General features: G+C 57.8%; 13 protein-coding genes. 6 read left to right on the forward strand and 7 right to left on the reverse strand.

Annotation, left to right across the window (positions count from 1 at the left end; genetic code table 11):
* Nucleotides 1-31: 31 nt before the first annotated feature.
* A complete protein-coding gene (locus tag LCM31_RS03230) occupies nt 32-1,375 on the forward strand; it encodes an NCS2 family permease (RefSeq protein ID WP_224867512.1) in 1,344 nt (447 codons plus the stop codon).
* 123 nt (nt 1,376-1,498) lie between these two features.
* On the opposite strand, the gene LCM31_RS03235 is transcribed toward LCM31_RS03230, so the two are convergent.
* Nucleotides 1,499-2,422 carry a LysR family transcriptional regulator gene (locus LCM31_RS03235; protein WP_222229593.1) on the reverse strand — a complete coding sequence of 308 codons (924 nt, stop codon included), beginning with the start codon at nt 2,420-2,422 and terminating at the stop codon, nt 1,499-1,501.
* 208 nt (nt 2,423-2,630) lie between these two features.
* Here LCM31_RS03235 and LCM31_RS03240 point away from each other — a divergent pair, with 208 nt between their 5' ends.
* The 3 genes from LCM31_RS03240 (at nt 2,631) to LCM31_RS03250 (ending at nt 6,051) form a co-directional block, all read left to right on the forward strand.
* On the forward strand, nt 2,631-3,980 hold the full coding sequence (locus LCM31_RS03240) for an aspartate aminotransferase family protein (RefSeq protein ID WP_224867514.1): 1,350 nt from the start codon (nt 2,631-2,633) through the stop codon (nt 3,978-3,980).
* A 74-nt stretch (nt 3,981-4,054) separates the two neighbouring features.
* The gene (locus LCM31_RS03245; RefSeq protein ID WP_224867515.1) at nt 4,055-5,548 is read left to right on the forward strand and encodes a CoA-acylating methylmalonate-semialdehyde dehydrogenase; all 1,494 of its coding nucleotides are present in this window, start codon (nt 4,055-4,057) and stop codon (nt 5,546-5,548) included.
* Nucleotides 5,549-5,673: 125 nt separating this feature from the next.
* On the forward strand, nt 5,674-6,051 hold the full coding sequence (locus LCM31_RS03250) for a RidA family protein (protein WP_224867517.1): 378 nt from the start codon (nt 5,674-5,676) through the stop codon (nt 6,049-6,051).
* 82 nt (nt 6,052-6,133) lie between these two features.
* Here the strand turns inward: LCM31_RS03250 and LCM31_RS03255 are convergent, their stop codons facing one another.
* Nucleotides 6,134-8,434 carry a transporter substrate-binding domain-containing protein gene (locus LCM31_RS03255; RefSeq protein ID WP_224867519.1) on the reverse strand — a complete coding sequence of 767 codons (2,301 nt, stop codon included), beginning with the start codon at nt 8,432-8,434 and terminating at the stop codon, nt 6,134-6,136.
* Between the two features lie 406 nt (nt 8,435-8,840).
* Here LCM31_RS03255 and LCM31_RS03260 point away from each other — a divergent pair, with 406 nt between their 5' ends.
* Nucleotides 8,841-11,357, forward strand: coding sequence for a choice-of-anchor D domain-containing protein (locus tag LCM31_RS03260; RefSeq protein ID WP_224867521.1), 2,517 nt, complete (start codon nt 8,841-8,843; stop codon nt 11,355-11,357).
* Nucleotides 11,358-11,437: 80 nt separating this feature from the next.
* Here LCM31_RS03260 and LCM31_RS03265 read toward each other — a convergent pair whose 3' ends face one another.
* From LCM31_RS03265 to LCM31_RS03285, 5 genes are all read right to left on the reverse strand, one after another.
* Complete coding sequence (locus tag LCM31_RS03265) at nt 11,438-11,827, reverse strand: SpoIIAA family protein (RefSeq protein ID WP_224867523.1); 390 nt, start codon at nt 11,825-11,827, stop codon at nt 11,438-11,440.
* 101 nt (nt 11,828-11,928) lie between these two features.
* Complete coding sequence (locus tag LCM31_RS03270) at nt 11,929-12,243, reverse strand: hypothetical protein (protein ID WP_224867525.1); 315 nt, start codon at nt 12,241-12,243, stop codon at nt 11,929-11,931.
* Between the two features lie 188 nt (nt 12,244-12,431).
* The gene (locus tag LCM31_RS03275; RefSeq protein WP_224867527.1) at nt 12,432-13,949 is read right to left on the reverse strand and encodes an aldehyde dehydrogenase; all 1,518 of its coding nucleotides are present in this window, start codon (nt 13,947-13,949) and stop codon (nt 12,432-12,434) included.
* Between the two features lie 143 nt (nt 13,950-14,092).
* Nucleotides 14,093-14,617: an asparaginase gene (locus LCM31_RS03280; protein WP_224867528.1), complete on the reverse strand. Its 525-nt coding sequence runs from the start codon at nt 14,615-14,617 to the stop codon at nt 14,093-14,095.
* A gap of 162 nt (nt 14,618-14,779) precedes the next feature.
* Nucleotides 14,780-15,187, reverse strand: coding sequence for an OsmC family protein (locus LCM31_RS03285; protein WP_222230415.1), 408 nt, complete (start codon nt 15,185-15,187; stop codon nt 14,780-14,782).
* A gap of 330 nt (nt 15,188-15,517) precedes the next feature.
* Between LCM31_RS03285 and crp the strand changes: the two genes are divergently transcribed.
* A complete protein-coding gene (gene crp, locus LCM31_RS03290; protein WP_010133420.1) occupies nt 15,518-16,153 on the forward strand; it encodes a cAMP-activated global transcriptional regulator CRP in 636 nt (211 codons plus the stop codon).
* Nucleotides 16,154-16,308 lie beyond the last annotated feature (155 nt).

Below are 16,308 nucleotides of genomic sequence, written 5' to 3' on the forward strand. Positions count from 1 at the left end.
TTAATCTTCTAATTAATCGGTGCGTAATATCATGAGCCAGTCGAAATCTACCGCGGCCGCCGACAGCGCGGCCCCGCAAGCGAATATCCTCGAGCGCCTGTTCAAACTTTCCGAGCGCCAGACCACTGTGCGCCAGGAAGTCATTGCCGGTCTCACCACCTTCCTGACCATGGCCTACATCATTTTCGTCAACCCGAACATCATGTCTGCTGCCGGCATGGATCAGGGCGCGGTATTTACCGCAACCTGTCTCGCCGCGGCCGTGGGCTGTTTGATCATGGGCCTGTACGCCAACTACCCGTTTGCGCTGGCACCGGGCATGGGCCTGAACGCCTTCTTCAGCTACGTGGTTGTGGGTGAAATGGGCTACAGCTGGCAGGTAGCGCTGGGTGCGGTGTTTATCTCCGGTGTGGTGTTCCTGCTGCTCAGCATCTTCAAGGTGCGCCAGTGGGTGATCGACAGCATTCCCATGTCCCTACGTCAGGCGCTGGCGGCCGGTGTGGGCCTGTTCCTGGCGATCATCGCGCTGAAGAGCGCAGGCATCGTGACCGCGAGCCCGGCCACCCTGGTAACCCTGGGTGATGTCACCTCCGCGGAAGCGGTACTGGCCGCACTGAGCTTTGTGCTGATTGCGGCGCTGGCGTACCGCCGTATGCTGGGCGCGGTGATGATCGGGATTCTGATCGTGACCGGTATTGCGCTGGCCCTGGGCAAGGTGCAGTACGGTGGCCTGGTTTCCGCACCGCCGAGCATGGCGCCGACCTTTATGCAGCTGGATATTGCCGGTGCGTTTAACGTAGGCATGATCAGCGTGATCTTCGCGTTCCTGTTTGTGGACCTGTTCGACACCGCCGGCACCCTGCTGAGCACCGCCGACCGCGCCAAGCTGCTGGACAAAAAAGGCCAGCTGCCAGGTATGGGCAAGGCGCTGATGGCCGACAGCTCCGCGTCTGCAGTGGGTTCCCTGATGGGTTCCTCCACCACCACTACCTACGTGGAAAGTACCGCGGGTGTTGCCGCTGGCGGCCGTACCGGTCTGACCGCGGTAGTATGTGCGGGCCTGTTCCTGCTGGCGCTGTTCTTCTCGCCGCTGGTGGGTATGGTTCCGGCCTACGCGACTGCCGGTGCACTGATGTACGTTGCGGTACTGATGACCTCCGGCCTGTCCACCATCGACTGGGATGACATTACCGAGGCGGCGCCTGCAGTGATTGCCGCGGTGATGATGCCGTTGTCGTTCTCCATCGCCAACGGCATTGCGCTCGGCTTTATCGCTTACGCGGCGATCAAGACCCTGAGTGGTCGCTCCAAAGATGTGAGCATTGCGGTGTACGCGCTGGCGGCACTGTTTGTGGCCAAGTTCATCTTCTTCTGATGCGCTTGGGCGGCGCGCGCCTGTTGCGGGTGCGCGCCGATTCTCCTTTTCTTCCCCTTCTTTTTCTTTCTTACCTTTCGCTCCCTTTTCCTCTCTGCAAAAACCTCCTCTCTGCAGAAACGATCAGCCGTGCGCGCTGGCCAGACACTCCCACAAGGTCTGCACGATGCGCGATGCCTTGGGTGAGCGCCGCTGGATCGCCATAAAGTCACATTCGTAGTGATAGCGCTGCGGACAGATGGCCCGGATCTCGCCCTTCTTCAGAAACGTCTCCGCATAGTGGTCCGGCAGGTAGCCGATATACCGCCCGGACTGCAGGCAGTGCACGATCGCTTCCTGGTCGTTGACAGTAATGTCCCGCTGCAACCCCAGCCGGTTGCCCACTTCCATATTCGGCGAGTGATAGCCGAGGCCGGCGTATTTGCACGCGCGAATAGCGTCGTCGTCGATGGAGATATCCGCGGTACCGAACAATGGGTGGCGGTAGCCGCAGTAGAGATACATCTGCTCATAAAACAGGTGCTGGTAGTCGAGGCTGGGGGACTCGCGGTGGGCGGGAATCACCCCCAACTGGAAGCGCCCCTCCATCACCCCGCGCTCGATTTCATTGATCGGCTCAATGTGGATATCCAGGCTGACCTCCGGGGCCAGGTCGTCAAACTGGCGCAGGGCGGCGTCGATATGGGCGGCGGGGTTGGTGACCATCTTGTCGAACAGGGCCAGGGAGATATGCCCGGTCATGCGCTTGTGCACATCCGCCACCTCACCGCGGAAGGCGTCCAGGGAGCTGAGCAGGCGCAGGGTGGCCTGGTAGATCTGGCGCCCCTCGCTGGTGAGAGCAAAGCCGCTGCGCCCGCGCTGGCACAGGGTCACGCCGAGGCGCACCTCCAGGTCCTTGATATGGCGGCTGATGGTGGAACGCCCCACGTTGAGCTCCAACTCCGCCGCCGAGAAGCCCCCTGCCTCCGCCACTGCGCGGAAAACCCGCAGCAGGCGCAGGTCGATATCACTCAGCTGCCCCAGCAGCGCCGTCTGTTTGCGACCCACAGTATCTTCCTACCCTTCCTATCCTTCTTACCCAGCCTCTTTCGATGCTTAGTTGCACACTCTTAGTTGTATGGGAGTGAAACTGAACATCGATAAATAACAGTTTATGCAACATTAAAGCTCTTCTACATTGGCTGCAACCAAACCAATCAAGCTGCTATCGATAAGCAGCAAGAGACAAGAAACAGGAATAAAGGGGAGCAGAGCAATGGACATGAGCGTGAACGACAAGTTTGCCGGCCTGACCCAGGCCCAGCTGGATGCCCACTGGATGGCCTACACCGGTAACCGCCAATTCAAGCAGGACCCGCGCATCATCAAAGGCGCCGAGGGCTGCTACTACACCAGCGCCGACGGCCGCCGCATCTTCGACGGCCTCTCCGGCCTGTGGACCTGCGGCGCTGGCCACAACCGCGTGGAAATTGCCGACGCGGTGAGTGAGCAGTTGCGCACCCTGGACTACGCACCGGCGTTCCAGTTTGGCCACCCCAAGGCCTTCCAGCTGGCAGAGCGCATCACCCAGCTTATGCCGGAAGGCCTGAACCGCGTGTTCTTCACCGGCTCCGGTTCCGAGTCTGCGGAAACCTCCCTGAAGATCGCCCGCGCCTACTGGCGCAAAAAGGGCATGCCATCGAAAACCAAGCTGATCGGCCGCGCCAAGGGTTACCACGGAGTGAACTTTGGCGGCATCAGTGTCGGCGGTATCGGTGCCAACCGCGCGCTGTACGGCACCGCCGTAGATGCCGACCACCTGCCGCACACCGTGCTGCCACAGAACAAGTTCTGCAAGGGCATGCCCGAGGAAGGTGCCCACCTGGCAGACGAGCTGCTGGAAATGATCGCCCTGCACGATGCCTCCAACATCGCCGCGGTCATCGTCGAGCCCATGGCCGGCTCCGCCGGGGTACTGCCGCCCCCCGTGGGCTACCTGCAGCGCCTGCGCGAGATTTGCGACCAGCACAACATCCTGCTGATTTTCGACGAGGTGATCACCGCCTTCGGCCGTATGGGTGCCGCCACCGGCGCCGAGGCCTTCGGTGTTACCCCGGACATCCTCAACACGGCCAAGCAGCTGACCAATGGCGCCGTCCCCATGGGCGCGGTCATCGCCAAGCAGGAAATTTACGATACGTTTATGGACCAGGGCGGCCCCGAGTACCTGCTGGAACTGCCCCACGGTTACACCTATTCCGCCCACCCGGTGTCCTGCGCGGCAGCGCTGGCGTCACTGGATATTCTGGAGAAGGAAAACCTCTTCTCCCGCGCCGCCGAACTGGCAGTGGTACTGGAAGACCGCGTGCACCAGTTGAAGGGCACCCCACTGGTGACCGACATCCGCAACTGCGGTGTTGCCGCGGGCCTCACCATCGAGGCCGCACCGGGTGAACCGCTGCTGCGTCCTTACCAGATCGCAATGAAGATGTGGGAAAAGGGTTTTTATGTGCGCTACGGTGGCGACACCATCCAGCTGGGCCTGCCGTTTGTGGCCGAGGCGGAAGAAGTCGACACCCTGGTCAGCGCCCTGGGCGATGCCATCAGCAGCGTCGCTGCCGGCTGAGACCGGCCAACCAAGCACACAAACCAAACGTATCAAGAACACGAAACTTTTAGAGAGTTAACCAAGGAAACAACATGAGTATTGTTGGTCATTTTATTAACGGCAAAACCGTCGACGCCGCCGAGCGCACCCAGGACGTCTTCAACCCGGCAACCGGTGAGGTTTCCAAGCAGGTCGCGATCGCCGCGAAAGACACCGTGGAAGAAGCGGTGGCGGCTGCATCCGAGGCCTACAAGACCTGGCGTAACACCCAGCCGATCAAACGCGCGCGCATCATGTTCAAGTTCAAGCAGCTGCTGGAAGACAACGCAGAACAAATCTGCGCGCTGATCGGTGAAGAGCACGGCAAGATTTCCCACGACGCCATGGGTGAACTGACCCGCGGTATCGAGAACGTGGAGTTCGCCTGCACTGCGCCGCAGATGCTCAAAGGCGAACACAGCCGCAACGTTGGCCCGGACATCGACTCCTGGAGCGAAATGCAGCCGCTGGGCGTGGTTGCCGGTATTACCCCGTTCAACTTCCCCGCCATGGTACCGCTGTGGATGTTCCCGCTGGCCATCGTGTGCGGCAACACCTTCGTACTGAAGCCCTCCGAGCGCGACCCTTCCTGCGCCCTGCTGCTGGCCCAACTGCTGCAGGAAGCGGGCCTGCCGGACGGCGTATTCAATGTGGTGAATGGCGATAAGGTTGCGGTGGATACCCTGCTGACCGACCCGCGCGTGGAAGCAGTGAGCTTCGTTGGTTCCACCCCGATCGCCGAATACGTTTACGCCACGGCCAGCGCCAATGGCAAACGCTGCCAGGCACTGGGCGGTGCCAAGAACCACGCCATCATCATGCCGGATGCAGACATGGATAATGCGGTGGCCGCACTGACCGGTGCCGCCTTCGGTTCCTCCGGTGAACGCTGCATGGCGCTGTCGGTGGCGGTGTGTGTAGGTGATGAAGCCGCGGATACCTTTATCGACAAGATGTCCCACGCCATGCAAGACCTGAAAGTGGGTGCCTACACCGACAGCAGCAACGACTTTGGCCCGGTCATCACCGAAGCACACAAGAACAAGGTGGACGGCTATATCGCCAGCGCCGCCGAGCAGGGTGCAACCATTGTGGTCGACGGCCGCGACCCCAAAGTGGCCGGTTATGAAAACGGCTTCTTTGTCGGCGGTACCCTGATCGACAAGGTGAAGCAGGGCATGACCTGCTACGAAGAGGAAATCTTTGGCCCGGTGCTGCTGGTGGTGCGCGCCGAATCCATGGAGCAGGCCATGCAGCTGATCAACGATCACGAGTACGGCAACGGTACCTGCATCTTCACCCGCGACGGCGAAGCGGCGCGCTACTTCAGTGACAACATCCTGGTGGGCATGGTCGGTATCAACGTACCGCTGCCGGTACCGGTGGCCTACCACAGCTTCGGCGGCTGGAAGCGCTCCCTGTTCGGCGACCTGGGTGCCTACGGCCCGGACGGTGTGCGCTTCTACACCAAGCGCAAAACCATCACCCAGCGCTGGCCATCCAGCGGCGTACGCGAAGGTGCACAGTTCTCTTTCCCGAGTAACTGATCCCCTCCACTCGCTATCTACGAAAAACGCACGCAGAGAAATCTGCGGGCGTTTTTTTGTTCAAGTACTTTGTGTCATTATCCGCCCCCAAAATAGTTACCCCATTAAATCAAGGAGTGCGCACAATGAGCAGAAGACTTATTTCCAGCGGATCGGAATTTGAAACCAAGATCGGATATTCCCGTGCGGTTGTGGATGGCGATTACGTCTTCGTATCCGGCACCACCGGCTACAACTACGCCAGCAACAGTATCAGTGACGATGCCGTTGAGCAGGCGGACCAGTGTTTTGCGAATATTGAGCAGGCACTGAAAGAAGCGGGCAGCAGTATCGCGCAGATCGTGCGGGTGACCTACATCCTGCCCAACCGCGATGACTTCGAGCCCTGCTGGCCGGTATTTGAAAAGTGGCTGGGAGACGTGCGCCCGGCAGCCACCATGTTTGAAGCGCGCCTGCTGGACGACGCGATGAAAATTGAGATTCAGGTGACCGCGCGCGTTTAACGCACACGCTGAGGCAGCCGCTTATGCCCTGTCAGGGAAGGTCAGTTAATCCTGATCTTCCCTAACCCCTGTGCGACGCCAATCAAAGCTGCTCTGCCGCTTTCTCTCCTGACTGCTCGCCGAGTTGTTCTCCTAGGCTTTCTCCCAACCGCTCTTTTTTCGCCACCGATAGATAGCCGAAATAGCGATCGCGAATTTCCCGTACATAATTCACCGGCTCCCGCCCTCGCACGTAACCGAAGCGCGCCTTTTTGTAGTACTGCGGTTTTGACAGCAGCAGCATGGCCTCTTCCACATTATCGAACCAGCGATTCGGATCCTTGCCGAGCTTTTTCGCCAGTACTCGCGCGTCTCTTACATGCCCATGTCCGGCGTTGTAGGCGGCCAGGGAAAAATAAATCTTCTGGTCAAACGGCAGCGATGAGGGGAAACGCTCTTCCAGCCAACCGAGATAAGATACCCCCGCACGAATACTGTTTTCCGGATGATACAAATCGGAAATGCCGAGTTGTTTACCGGTGCGCGGCATCACCTGCATCAAGCCGCGGGCGCCGGCAAAGGAGCGAGCCTTGGGATTGAAGCGACTTTCCTGATACATCTGCGACACCACCATGCGCCAGTCCAGATCGGCCGGCACCGCATGCTTGCGCACCAGCGGATCGTAGGGTGACAGCTCGGTGGTATCCCGCAGGCGCTCGCCCTGCTTGCCCTTGATGAACTTTTCTTCCTTGAAATACTTGTTGTAGGTCACATTGAAAAACAGGCCGCGGTAGTATTCGTTCAGAAAGCCGTTCAGTTTGCCCAGCAATTCCGGCTGGTCTTTGCGTACCGCCCAGGCAATAGCCTGCTCTTCGGAAAGGTCACCGACCACCACAAAGTCATCGCGATAGGTTTGCTCGATTTGCACCAGGTGCGAATCCGCCACGGTGTAGTCGTAGCGTCCCTCGGCAACCGCATCGATCAGCTGTTCCGTGGTGGCACCCTGAATCGGCAAAATATTAACCGGCTTGCTGCCCTCACTTTCCACAACGTCAGCCTGCAGTGCGGCCAGCGCTTCGAGGCTGGAGTAATAGCTGTTGAGAGGGTTCACCGCGACGGACTGTCCGATTAAGCGCTCGGCAACGGGGACCATCATCTCCTGCGCTTTATCCGCGGCGGCGATCAATTGTTCGGTGACCTGCATGTATGGGCGGGTAAATACCAGCCCCTGCTGTTTGCGCGCGTCGGTGACGGTCAAGGATGCGGCAATCACATCCCCCTTGCCCTCTGCCAGCGCCTCCGCCAGATCCACATCGTGACCGGGCACCACCATACTCAGGCGCAAGCCATGGTCTTCAGCAAAGCGCTTTAACAAGTCGTAATCAAAGCCCATCAGTTCGCCCCGCCACATAAAGTAGGACGCGGGGTGATTGCGGGTCAGCACGCGCAGGGTTTTACTTTCTTTGATCTGCGCCCAATCGCGACGAGCATTGTTGCGCTGCTGTGCGGCGACCAGGTGCTCTTCGGTCAGAAATTCATTTAATGCCTGCCCCAGCGCCGCGGCATCGCTGCGCACCGCCCAGGCGATGGCGCGGCCGCGATCGGTAAGGTTTTCAGCCTTTAGCGTGGGAAAATCTTCGAGCAACACTGCGGATAAATTGCTGTCGATAATGGTTGCGGCAAAAGTGCCATCGGCGACGCCGCCCAGCAATTCATCCTGACTAATGGGTTCATCGAGAATCTGGGCTTGCAGGGATACCTGGGACTTATTTGAGGAGGACTCGGCCAACTCGGAAATCGTTTCTTCAAAAGCACTGCCCTTGCGCACCGCAACCTTAATAGGTGCGGAAATGGGTGCAGAAATGGATTCAGCGGCGGCAGCCGACTTGGGAGCCGAACCCTGCACGCGACGGGTGATCAGCTGCTCTTGAACATACTTCAACGGGCGCACATACAGGACCTGTTCGGCACGCTGTTCGGTGCGGGTAAAGTTCACCGCAATCACATCACCCTGCCCTTCCCGCAGCGCGGGAATCAGGTCGGCAAAGCTATCCACATAAATCCATTGCACCGCGAGCCCGCGCTGCTCGGCAAACTTCTCGGCCAGAGCCCGCCATTCCACTGTGGGCAGGCCATCTCGCGGCAGAGAAACCTCTTCCAGTCCCTTGGGGGCCAGCAGCCGCAGGGTACCGTGCTGGTGAATCTCTGCGAGATCGCCCTGATTGATATAGTTGGTAAATGCGGGAGCTTCGGGTTCGCTGGCCTGCGAAGCTCTTTCTTCAGTCGCCTCTTCAGTTGCCTCTTCAGTCGCCTCTGCAGGGCTGCCATTCTCGATGCCCCCGGCCGTCTCTTCCCTTGTGGCATCACCACAGGCGGCCAGCAGAACGCCGAGCAGGGCTATCACTACTACCCATCCCGCTCTCACGGTCTCCAAGCAATCCTTTTCTTGTGTCCGTTTTCCTAATAACCCGGCCATACCGCGTACATCTCCTGTTTTCGGTATCGAGCATGCACTGTCTCACAAACCGTGTGCAATTTCGATTCCGCACAAATTTTGCACAACCATACCATCTCGGCCTCCACACCGCGACGCGCGTCAATTTGAGCGAACTTCCATAAAGCAAAGCATTTTCCGCCTTAGGCTTGGCGCCAAAATAGACCACCTATTCAGACTGGCTCCTCTGCAAGCTCTCAGCTGGTTCTATAGGGAAATGCGAAAACCCCGCATGTTATGCCTTGGCAAGCTTCCCAAAAAACGTTTGATCAGAAGAATCTTTGGTCACAAACAAAAAAACAATCGAGGACACACTATGCAATCCTCCGGAATTTTGACGGGATTTAAATTAACCACGGCGGCAATATTGATTGGCGCCTGGGCATCTACCAGCGCCACCGCAGATACCATATACCAGGACAATTTTGCGAACGGGGATATCAGTGGCTGGTCCACCACCGGCACTGTTGATGCATACAATGGCAACAGTATGCGCCTGCGAGGCACGTCTACCGCAACACAGGCACTTTCTACCGCGGGCTATTCCGCGGTTTCCGTGGAACTCGCCATGTCGGCGACCTCGCTGGAAAACGGTGAGTTCTGTTACGGCGAAATTTCCACGGACGGCGGCAGCAGCTGGACAACGACGTTAACCATTGCCAACGGTGATGACAACGGCAGCCAGTTCTCCAGCAATAGCGCGCCGTCCGGTATCGACAATAACGTTGCCGTGCAGTTGCGCTTTCGTGGCACCGGCGCCACCACCGGCGACTACTGTTATGGATACCGCGCACTGGTAACCGGGACGGGTGGCGCGCCGACCGAACCGGACATTAGCGCACCGGCAAGTATCAGTTTTGGTGCCATCGGCACAGGAACGAGCTCCACGCGCACCATCACCGTTGCCAACGAAGGCTCTGCCACCCTTGTTATCAGCAATGTGAGCAACCCGGCATCACCTTTCTCGGTAGCCAGTAACAATTGCGGCAGTGTAAGTGCCAGCGCAAGCTGTGATATCGACGTAGCATTTACACCGCAAGCGGATGGCAACTTTAACGGTAGCCTCAATATCTCTTCCAATGATCCGGACGAACCGAGTGTTGCGGTGACCCTCAGCGGCAGCGCCTCCACCGGCGGCGGCAGTGTAGACGACTTTGATCCGCTAAGCGGTAGCGGCGATGTTTCTCGCAGTGCGCTGAGCATGAATACGCTGATCAACGGCAGCGATCCGGGCAGCCTGGTGGATTACAGTCACTACGCACTACCTTCCGCTGCCGCCATGCCCGGCAACCAGTTTGAAGGCTCTCTGGAGTTATTCGGTGAGGCATCCGGCGGCGCGTTCGATGAGCACAAGGATACATTCCGCTACACCGGCTCTCGTGATACCACCCGCAAGCACCTGCCAGAATTCAATTTTGAATTTGTACAGAGCGGCAGCCATATTTTCCCGGTAAAGCGCGGCTCCATTGTCAGCACGCACCCCGAGTGGGAATACATCCTGACGCCGGGACGGGTCTGGAATGAAAATGGGGATGCCGGTTACAGCCGCGTAGCCCTGCCATTTGCCCTGCAACAGAAAAATGCCAACTGTGTGCACAATGGCATGATGACATTCCTGTTCAAGGACGACGGCTCTGTCTCCGATGTGGCCTATCAGATCGCCGGTGAAACCTGCCTGTACTTCCAGGTGGATATGTGGGGACAACTTGCGGCTAGCTACACGCCCCACAGCGTTGCCAACAGCGACCAGCTGATCAGCGATTATCAGGCCGAAGTCAACAATCGCATGCCCAGCAAACCGCTCAGCGCACTGGCCCAGGATTATCCCGGCACTGACTACACCGCCTTCGCCGCACCGAACGGCAAAGACCCTCTAGACATTTCGCTCGCAGGTTTTGTCATTGACGGCACCCATTACATGGGTGGGTGTGGTTCCCGCCGCGGTGACTATCCCTACTGTGAATCGCTGGTAGTACCGTCTTATTCCAGTGCCAAATCGGTGTTTGCCGGTGGTGCGATGATGCGTCTGGAAAAGAAATATCCAGGAACCTTTAACCAAGCCATTGGCAGCTATATCAGCGAGTGCAATACCAACGGTAACTGGAATGATGTGACCTTTGGCAATGCGCTGGATATGGGGACTGGTAATTACAATCTGGCTGGTTATATGAGTGACGAGGGGGCGAGCCACACCAACGATCTGTTCCTGCCGGAGGATCACGCCAGCAAGATCAATTACAGCTGTACCGAATACTCGCGCAAGGCAGCACCCGGTACCAAGTGGGTATATCACACGTCCGACACCTATATTCTCGGCACGGCAATGAATGCGTACCTGCGCGGCATTGAAGGCAGCAGCAGTGATATTTTCACCGATATTGTAGTAGACGAAATTCTCGCACCGCTGGGTGTCAGCCCCACCGCCGAATTCACCCGTCGCACCTACGACAGTGTGCAGCAACCATTTACCGGTTGGGGGCTGATATGGCTGCGCGACGATGTGGCGAAGATCGGCGCCTTCCTAGCGGGTGGCAGTCAATCCGTATTACATCAGGGAGAATTGGATGCAGCGCTGCAGCGCAACAGCGCCGATCGTGGCTTGGAACCTCTCAGCGACTACAAGTACAACAACGGTTTGTGGGCGCACGAGGTGAGCGGCAACATGAGTGGCTGCAGTAGCCCGGTGTGGCTGCCGTTTATGTCCGGCTACGGCGGTATCAGCGTGCTGATCCTGCCCAACAACTCGGTGTACTACTACTTCAGTGACGACGATGTGTTCTTGTGGATGGATGCGGCTCAGGAGTCGCACAGCATTCGCAGCTTGTGTCAGTAGTTCTCACGCACAACCAAATAAAAAGGGGCGATTTATCGCCCCTTTTTATTGATGAAAATTTACTTGCTAAGAAATTGACGTCAACCCTCTTCTACCAGCCAGGCAAGTGCCGCGGTTTTGTTTTCGAAGAAGCGGGCTTCGCCGCCAATAAACCAGCTGCCGATCTTGGCCGCGGTTTCCTGCCAGGACTTACTGCCTACCATGGCCACCTTGTTGAACTGGCGACCGTGCTTTAATCCAAGCTTTAAATCATCCCAGGCGGCATGCATTTCCCAGCCGTCCATCTCCCGGGCATCCATCATCACGTCGATTTTCGGGCTTTTCATACCTGCAATCGCAGTCTCCAGCATGGGCACCATGATCAGGTAGTCTTCATGCCGCAATTTTCCGCGCGCATGCATGGTCAGCAGAACTTTTTCATCGGCAACACGCTCTACACTGACGGAAAAACCATGATGATATTCGTGCATGCTCGCTCCTATACCCCCATACGACTTAAACCCGCGTACGGCTTAAGCACACAGGTATAGGCTAGATATTTTCAAAGGGCAAATTCGGCGGGTGACCCTTTTTAGTGCGACAGTACGTCAACAATTTCATGGGTCGCATGGATCAGGCGAACCAGTTCGCCTTCAATGCGCACGGTCACCAAGCCACGAGAATCTACCGGCTGTACGATCACGGCATGACGATAAATTTCGTCTTCCAGGACATAACCGGGCGCAAGCTTTTTCTTCCAGCCGGGAGGCAATTCACCACCACGCGCTACTTTTTTTTGCAGGCCAGGGGGCAGATCGCTGTTGTGCTTGTCGGGTTTCGCCATGGCGCTGGTACCGCCCAATGCCAGAGCCGAAACAACCAGAGTGGTGGCGATATGCTTGAACATAATTGTTTCCTTGTTGGATATTTTGTACAGATCGGTATAGACACCATGCTAAACCGCAGGCGGCCTTTGACCTTCGCGGTAGATCACAGTTTCAGCATAACCTTGTGAAAATGACTCCAGCCTGAACAAAAAAAGGGCTGCGAAAGCAGCCCAAAGGAGTCAATTTAGACGGGATAACGTAGAGATGATTAACTGATGTCAATCCAAGTGGACTTCAGCTCGCAGTACTTGTCCAGCGCGTGCAGTGACTTGTCGCGGCCGTTACCGGACTGTTTGAAACCACCGAAGGGCACGGTGATGTCGCCACCAAAGTAGTTGTTGACCCACACCGAGCCCGCGCGAATGTCACGCGCCATGCGATGGGCGCGGGCGAGATCTTTGGTCCACACGCCGGAGGCCAGACCGTAAATGGAATCGTTGGCGATCTGTAATGCTTCTTCTTCGGTCTCGAATTCAATGATCGACAGTACCGGGCCAAAGATCTCTTCGCGGGCAATGGTCATATCGCTATTCACACCGCGGAAGATGGTCGGCTCGTAGTAGTGACCACCTTCCACTGCTGCCGCCGGCTTGCCGCCGCACACCAGGCTAGCACCCTGCTCCAGACCTTTGGCCACGTAGAATTCCACGGTGTCGTACTGGCTCTGGTCAATCAGGGCACCCATCACGGTGTTGGGATCCTGCGGGTGGCCCGGCTGGAAGCGCTCGGAAGCTTTCTTGACCTTCTCGATAAAGGTATCGGCGATGCCTTTCTCCACCAGCAGACGCGTACCAGCGGTACAAGTCTCTCCCTGGTTATAGAACACCGCCAGTGCGGCCGCTTCCGCGGCCTTGTCCAGGTCGGCGTCGGCAAACACGATATTCGGGCTCTTGCCGCCCAGCTCGAGGAAGGTACGCTTCAGGTTGGACTGGCCGGAGTATTCGGTCAGGGTCTTGCCGACTTCGGTGGAACCGGTAAAGGTCAAGCCATCGATATCCATGTGCAGGCCCAGGGCCTTGCCCAGGCTGCTGCCCGGTCCGGGCAGTACGTTCAGCACGCCATCCGGCAGACCTGCCTGTTTCGCCAGCCCCGCCAGCTTGATTGCGGTGAGTGGCGTGTTGGATGCCGGTTTCAGGATCACGCTGTTGCCGGTAGCGAGCGCCGGGCCCAGCTTCCACGCGGTGGTGGAGAGCGGGAAGTTCCACGGCACGATCGCTGCCACAACGCCCAGCGGCATGCGGGTAATCAGGCCGATCTCGGTGGGGCCGGTGGGGGCAATTTCGTCGTAAATCTTGTCGATCGCTTCCGCATTCCAGCGAATGGTGGTGACCGCACTGGGCACATCCACATTCATGGTGTCGCTGATGGGCTTGCCCGCGTCGAGACTTTCCAGCAGGGCGATTTCTTCGCGGTTTTCTTCGATCAGCTCGGCGAAACGCACCAGGATCTTCTTGCGCTCCATAGGTGGCATGTCGGACCAGATACCGGATTCGAAGGTCTCACGGGCAACCTTGACCGCTATCTCGGCGTCTTCCGGGCCACAATTGGCGATCTGTGCCAGCTCGCGGCCATCGGCCGGGCTGGTACACGGGCGGGTCTGGCCGCTGATCGCGTCCACGTAGGCGCCGTTGATAAAGGCACGGCCCTCAATAGTGAGTTCGTCGGCCCGGGCGAGCCACTCCTGCAGGGTTTGCGGCGTTGGCTGTGGGTTCCGGTTGTCAGTCATGGTCACCTCGGTTTGGCACACGAAAAGTTGGCTATCAGCTAAAAACTGAAGGATTATTCAGTTTATATCTAAAATGTGATCACAAATCAATGAGTCTGTATTTTGCTGCAGGGAAACTGTCGCTGTAAACCCGCGAGATCCGCTTACACGGCCTCGAAGGTACCGGTCTCCAGATTCTTGCGTGCACCGGGAATCGCGAATACCCGATTGTGGAATGCGATATAGAAACCCGGCGACAGCAGGCGCGCAGCAAGCAACGCTTCGGTGACGTTCTGGCGGGCATCGGAATCGATAAAGCCCATGGGACGCATGGCACCAGTGAACACCACGGGCACCGCGGGCGTACCCATCTTGTCAAAGCAATATTCGGCGGTGACCGACATGGTGTCGGTTCCGTGCAGAATCACGATGGGGTCGCCCTTCTCGGCGGTGCGCGCGATGGCCGCACAAATCTGGTCGCGGTCGCTGTCGTCCATCTCCAGAGAGTCCTTGTTGAGGATGCTCTCCAGCTCGAGGTGGGTATAGGGCAGGCGCAGGCTGCTGATCAGGCCCTCGCGAATAATCGAGGCACGGTTTTTCAGGGTGCCTTCGGATTCGCAGTAACTCTTCTCGATGGTGCCACCGGTAGTGAGAATGCGGACACTGGTCTTTTGGTTGAGATCTGTCATCGTTTTTCCCGCTGAATGAGTACAAATGTGCGCATCTTAGTGGGCTGGAGAGAACGAGACAATTCTAGTGTCCCGCAATGCAATTCATGAGTTGCGGGACAGGCGCCTGCCCGCGGTGCGACACCACGGACAAGTCAGGGGAAGATTGAGGGAAAGAAGGGCTTAGACTTCTTCGATACGGTAGGAATGCACGATCTCCACACCGGCCTTGCCGAGCATGATGGAGGCGGAGCAGTACTTCTCTGCGGACAGCTCCACCGCGCGCGCCACCTGTGATTCCTTGATGTTGCGCCCACGCACCACAAATTCCATCTCGATTTTCTCGAACGGCGCCGGCACCGCGTCCGGGCGGTGACCCTTCAGTTCCACGTGACAGCTGGCCACGTCCTGGCGGGTCTTTTGCAGGATTCCCACCACGTCGTAGGATGCACAGCCACCCACACCCAGCAGAATCATTTCCATGGGGCGGATACCATTGTTTTTCTGGCCACCTTCCATCACCACGGAATTGCCACTGCCCGCTTCACCGACAAAAGTGACACCATTTACCCAGGTCACCTGACCCTGCATTACGCCCGCCATGGAACTCTCTCCTTCATATTGGATGGGGGCCGGGAGCTTATCACAACAGTCCGCGGAATCCGCAGAACAGCGCTCCCGGTAACTGGTACGGATGTGCAGTCTCACTCTACCATCTGAGTAAGCCTTTACTTACGGTGGTTGTCAGCGCTGTGCGCAACCGCTATAAACAAACCCTGCCTATGCCCCATACAAAAAGTGGCCCAGATCACATTGCGGACGATTGCCTCGTAAAGGCCCTGTTTGCACTAGGGTTTTAGCGGGATAATCGTCCCCTTAACCGGGATCAGGCACAAATATTTCAAAAAAAGGAGTAGATCCGTGACGGTCTCTACCGAAGACACTCTGACTAGTGGCAACATCGAAGACTTCCTCGCCCACTGCCACCGCCGCCGCTACCCAGCCAAGAGCACCATTATTTACGCCGGCGACCGCTGTGAGTCTCTGTACTTCATTATGCGTGGTTCCGTCACCGTTCTGATCGAAGACGACGAAGGTCGTGAGATGATCGTTGCCTACCTGAACGATGGCGACTTCTTTGGCGAGATGGGGCTGTTCGACCAGGACACCCGCAGCGCCTGGGTTCGCACCAAGACCGAGTGTGAGGTAGCAGAAATCTCCTACACCAAATTCCAGGAGCTGACCCGCCAGCATCCGGAGTTCCTGTTCAATCTGGCTACCCAGATGGCACTGCGCCTGCGCAACACCACCCGCAAGGTGGGCGACCTGGCGTTCCTCGACGTCACCGGTCGCGTAGCCCGCACCCTGCTGGATCTGTGTAACGAGCCAGATGCCATGACCCACCCGGAAGGCATGCAGATCAAGATCACCCGCCAGGAAATCGGCCGTATCGTGGGCTGTTCCCGCGAGATGGTGGGCCGGGTACTGAAGACCCTGGAAGAACAGGGGCTGGTATCGGTGAAAGGTAAAACCATGGTGGTGTACGGCACCCGCTAAGCGGCCGACATCACGGATCAAAAGCCGGGCAAGAGCCCGGCTTTTTTGTGCGCGGCGCATACGGCGCCCCAAAATCGAGCACCCGCACCAGAATGGGGCCAGAATTTTCGCCCCCACCAAAGCTTGCACCGAATTGTCGCGCCGGCACAAAATAA

Origin of the sequence: Microbulbifer agarilyticus, from assembly GCF_020171345.1 — a bacterium.
Classification (GTDB): Bacteria; Pseudomonadota; Gammaproteobacteria; order Pseudomonadales; family Cellvibrionaceae; genus Microbulbifer; species Microbulbifer agarilyticus_D.

Excerpts from the sequence above, each read along its gene's own strand:
- LCM31_RS03230 (WP_224867512.1), top strand. The coding sequence starts at position 32 with ATGAGCCAGTCGAAATCTACCGCGGCCGCCGACAGCGCGGCCCCGCAA.
- LCM31_RS03240 (WP_224867514.1), top strand. The coding sequence starts at position 2,631 with ATGGACATGAGCGTGAACGACAAGTTTGCCGGCCTGACCCAGGCCCAG.
- LCM31_RS03245 (WP_224867515.1), top strand. The coding sequence starts at position 4,055 with ATGAGTATTGTTGGTCATTTTATTAACGGCAAAACCGTCGACGCCGCC.
- LCM31_RS03250 (WP_224867517.1), top strand. The coding sequence starts at position 5,674 with ATGAGCAGAAGACTTATTTCCAGCGGATCGGAATTTGAAACCAAGATC.
- LCM31_RS03260 (WP_224867521.1), top strand. The coding sequence starts at position 8,841 with ATGCAATCCTCCGGAATTTTGACGGGATTTAAATTAACCACGGCGGCA.
- LCM31_RS03265 (WP_224867523.1), bottom strand. The coding sequence starts at position 11,827 with ATGCACGAATATCATCATGGTTTTTCCGTCAGTGTAGAGCGTGTTGCC.
- LCM31_RS03270 (WP_224867525.1), bottom strand. The coding sequence starts at position 12,243 with ATGTTCAAGCATATCGCCACCACTCTGGTTGTTTCGGCTCTGGCATTG.
- LCM31_RS03275 (WP_224867527.1), bottom strand. The coding sequence starts at position 13,949 with ATGACTGACAACCGGAACCCACAGCCAACGCCGCAAACCCTGCAGGAG.
- LCM31_RS03280 (WP_224867528.1), bottom strand. The coding sequence starts at position 14,617 with ATGACAGATCTCAACCAAAAGACCAGTGTCCGCATTCTCACTACCGGT.
- LCM31_RS03285 (WP_222230415.1), bottom strand. The coding sequence starts at position 15,187 with ATGCAGGGTCAGGTGACCTGGGTAAATGGTGTCACTTTTGTCGGTGAA.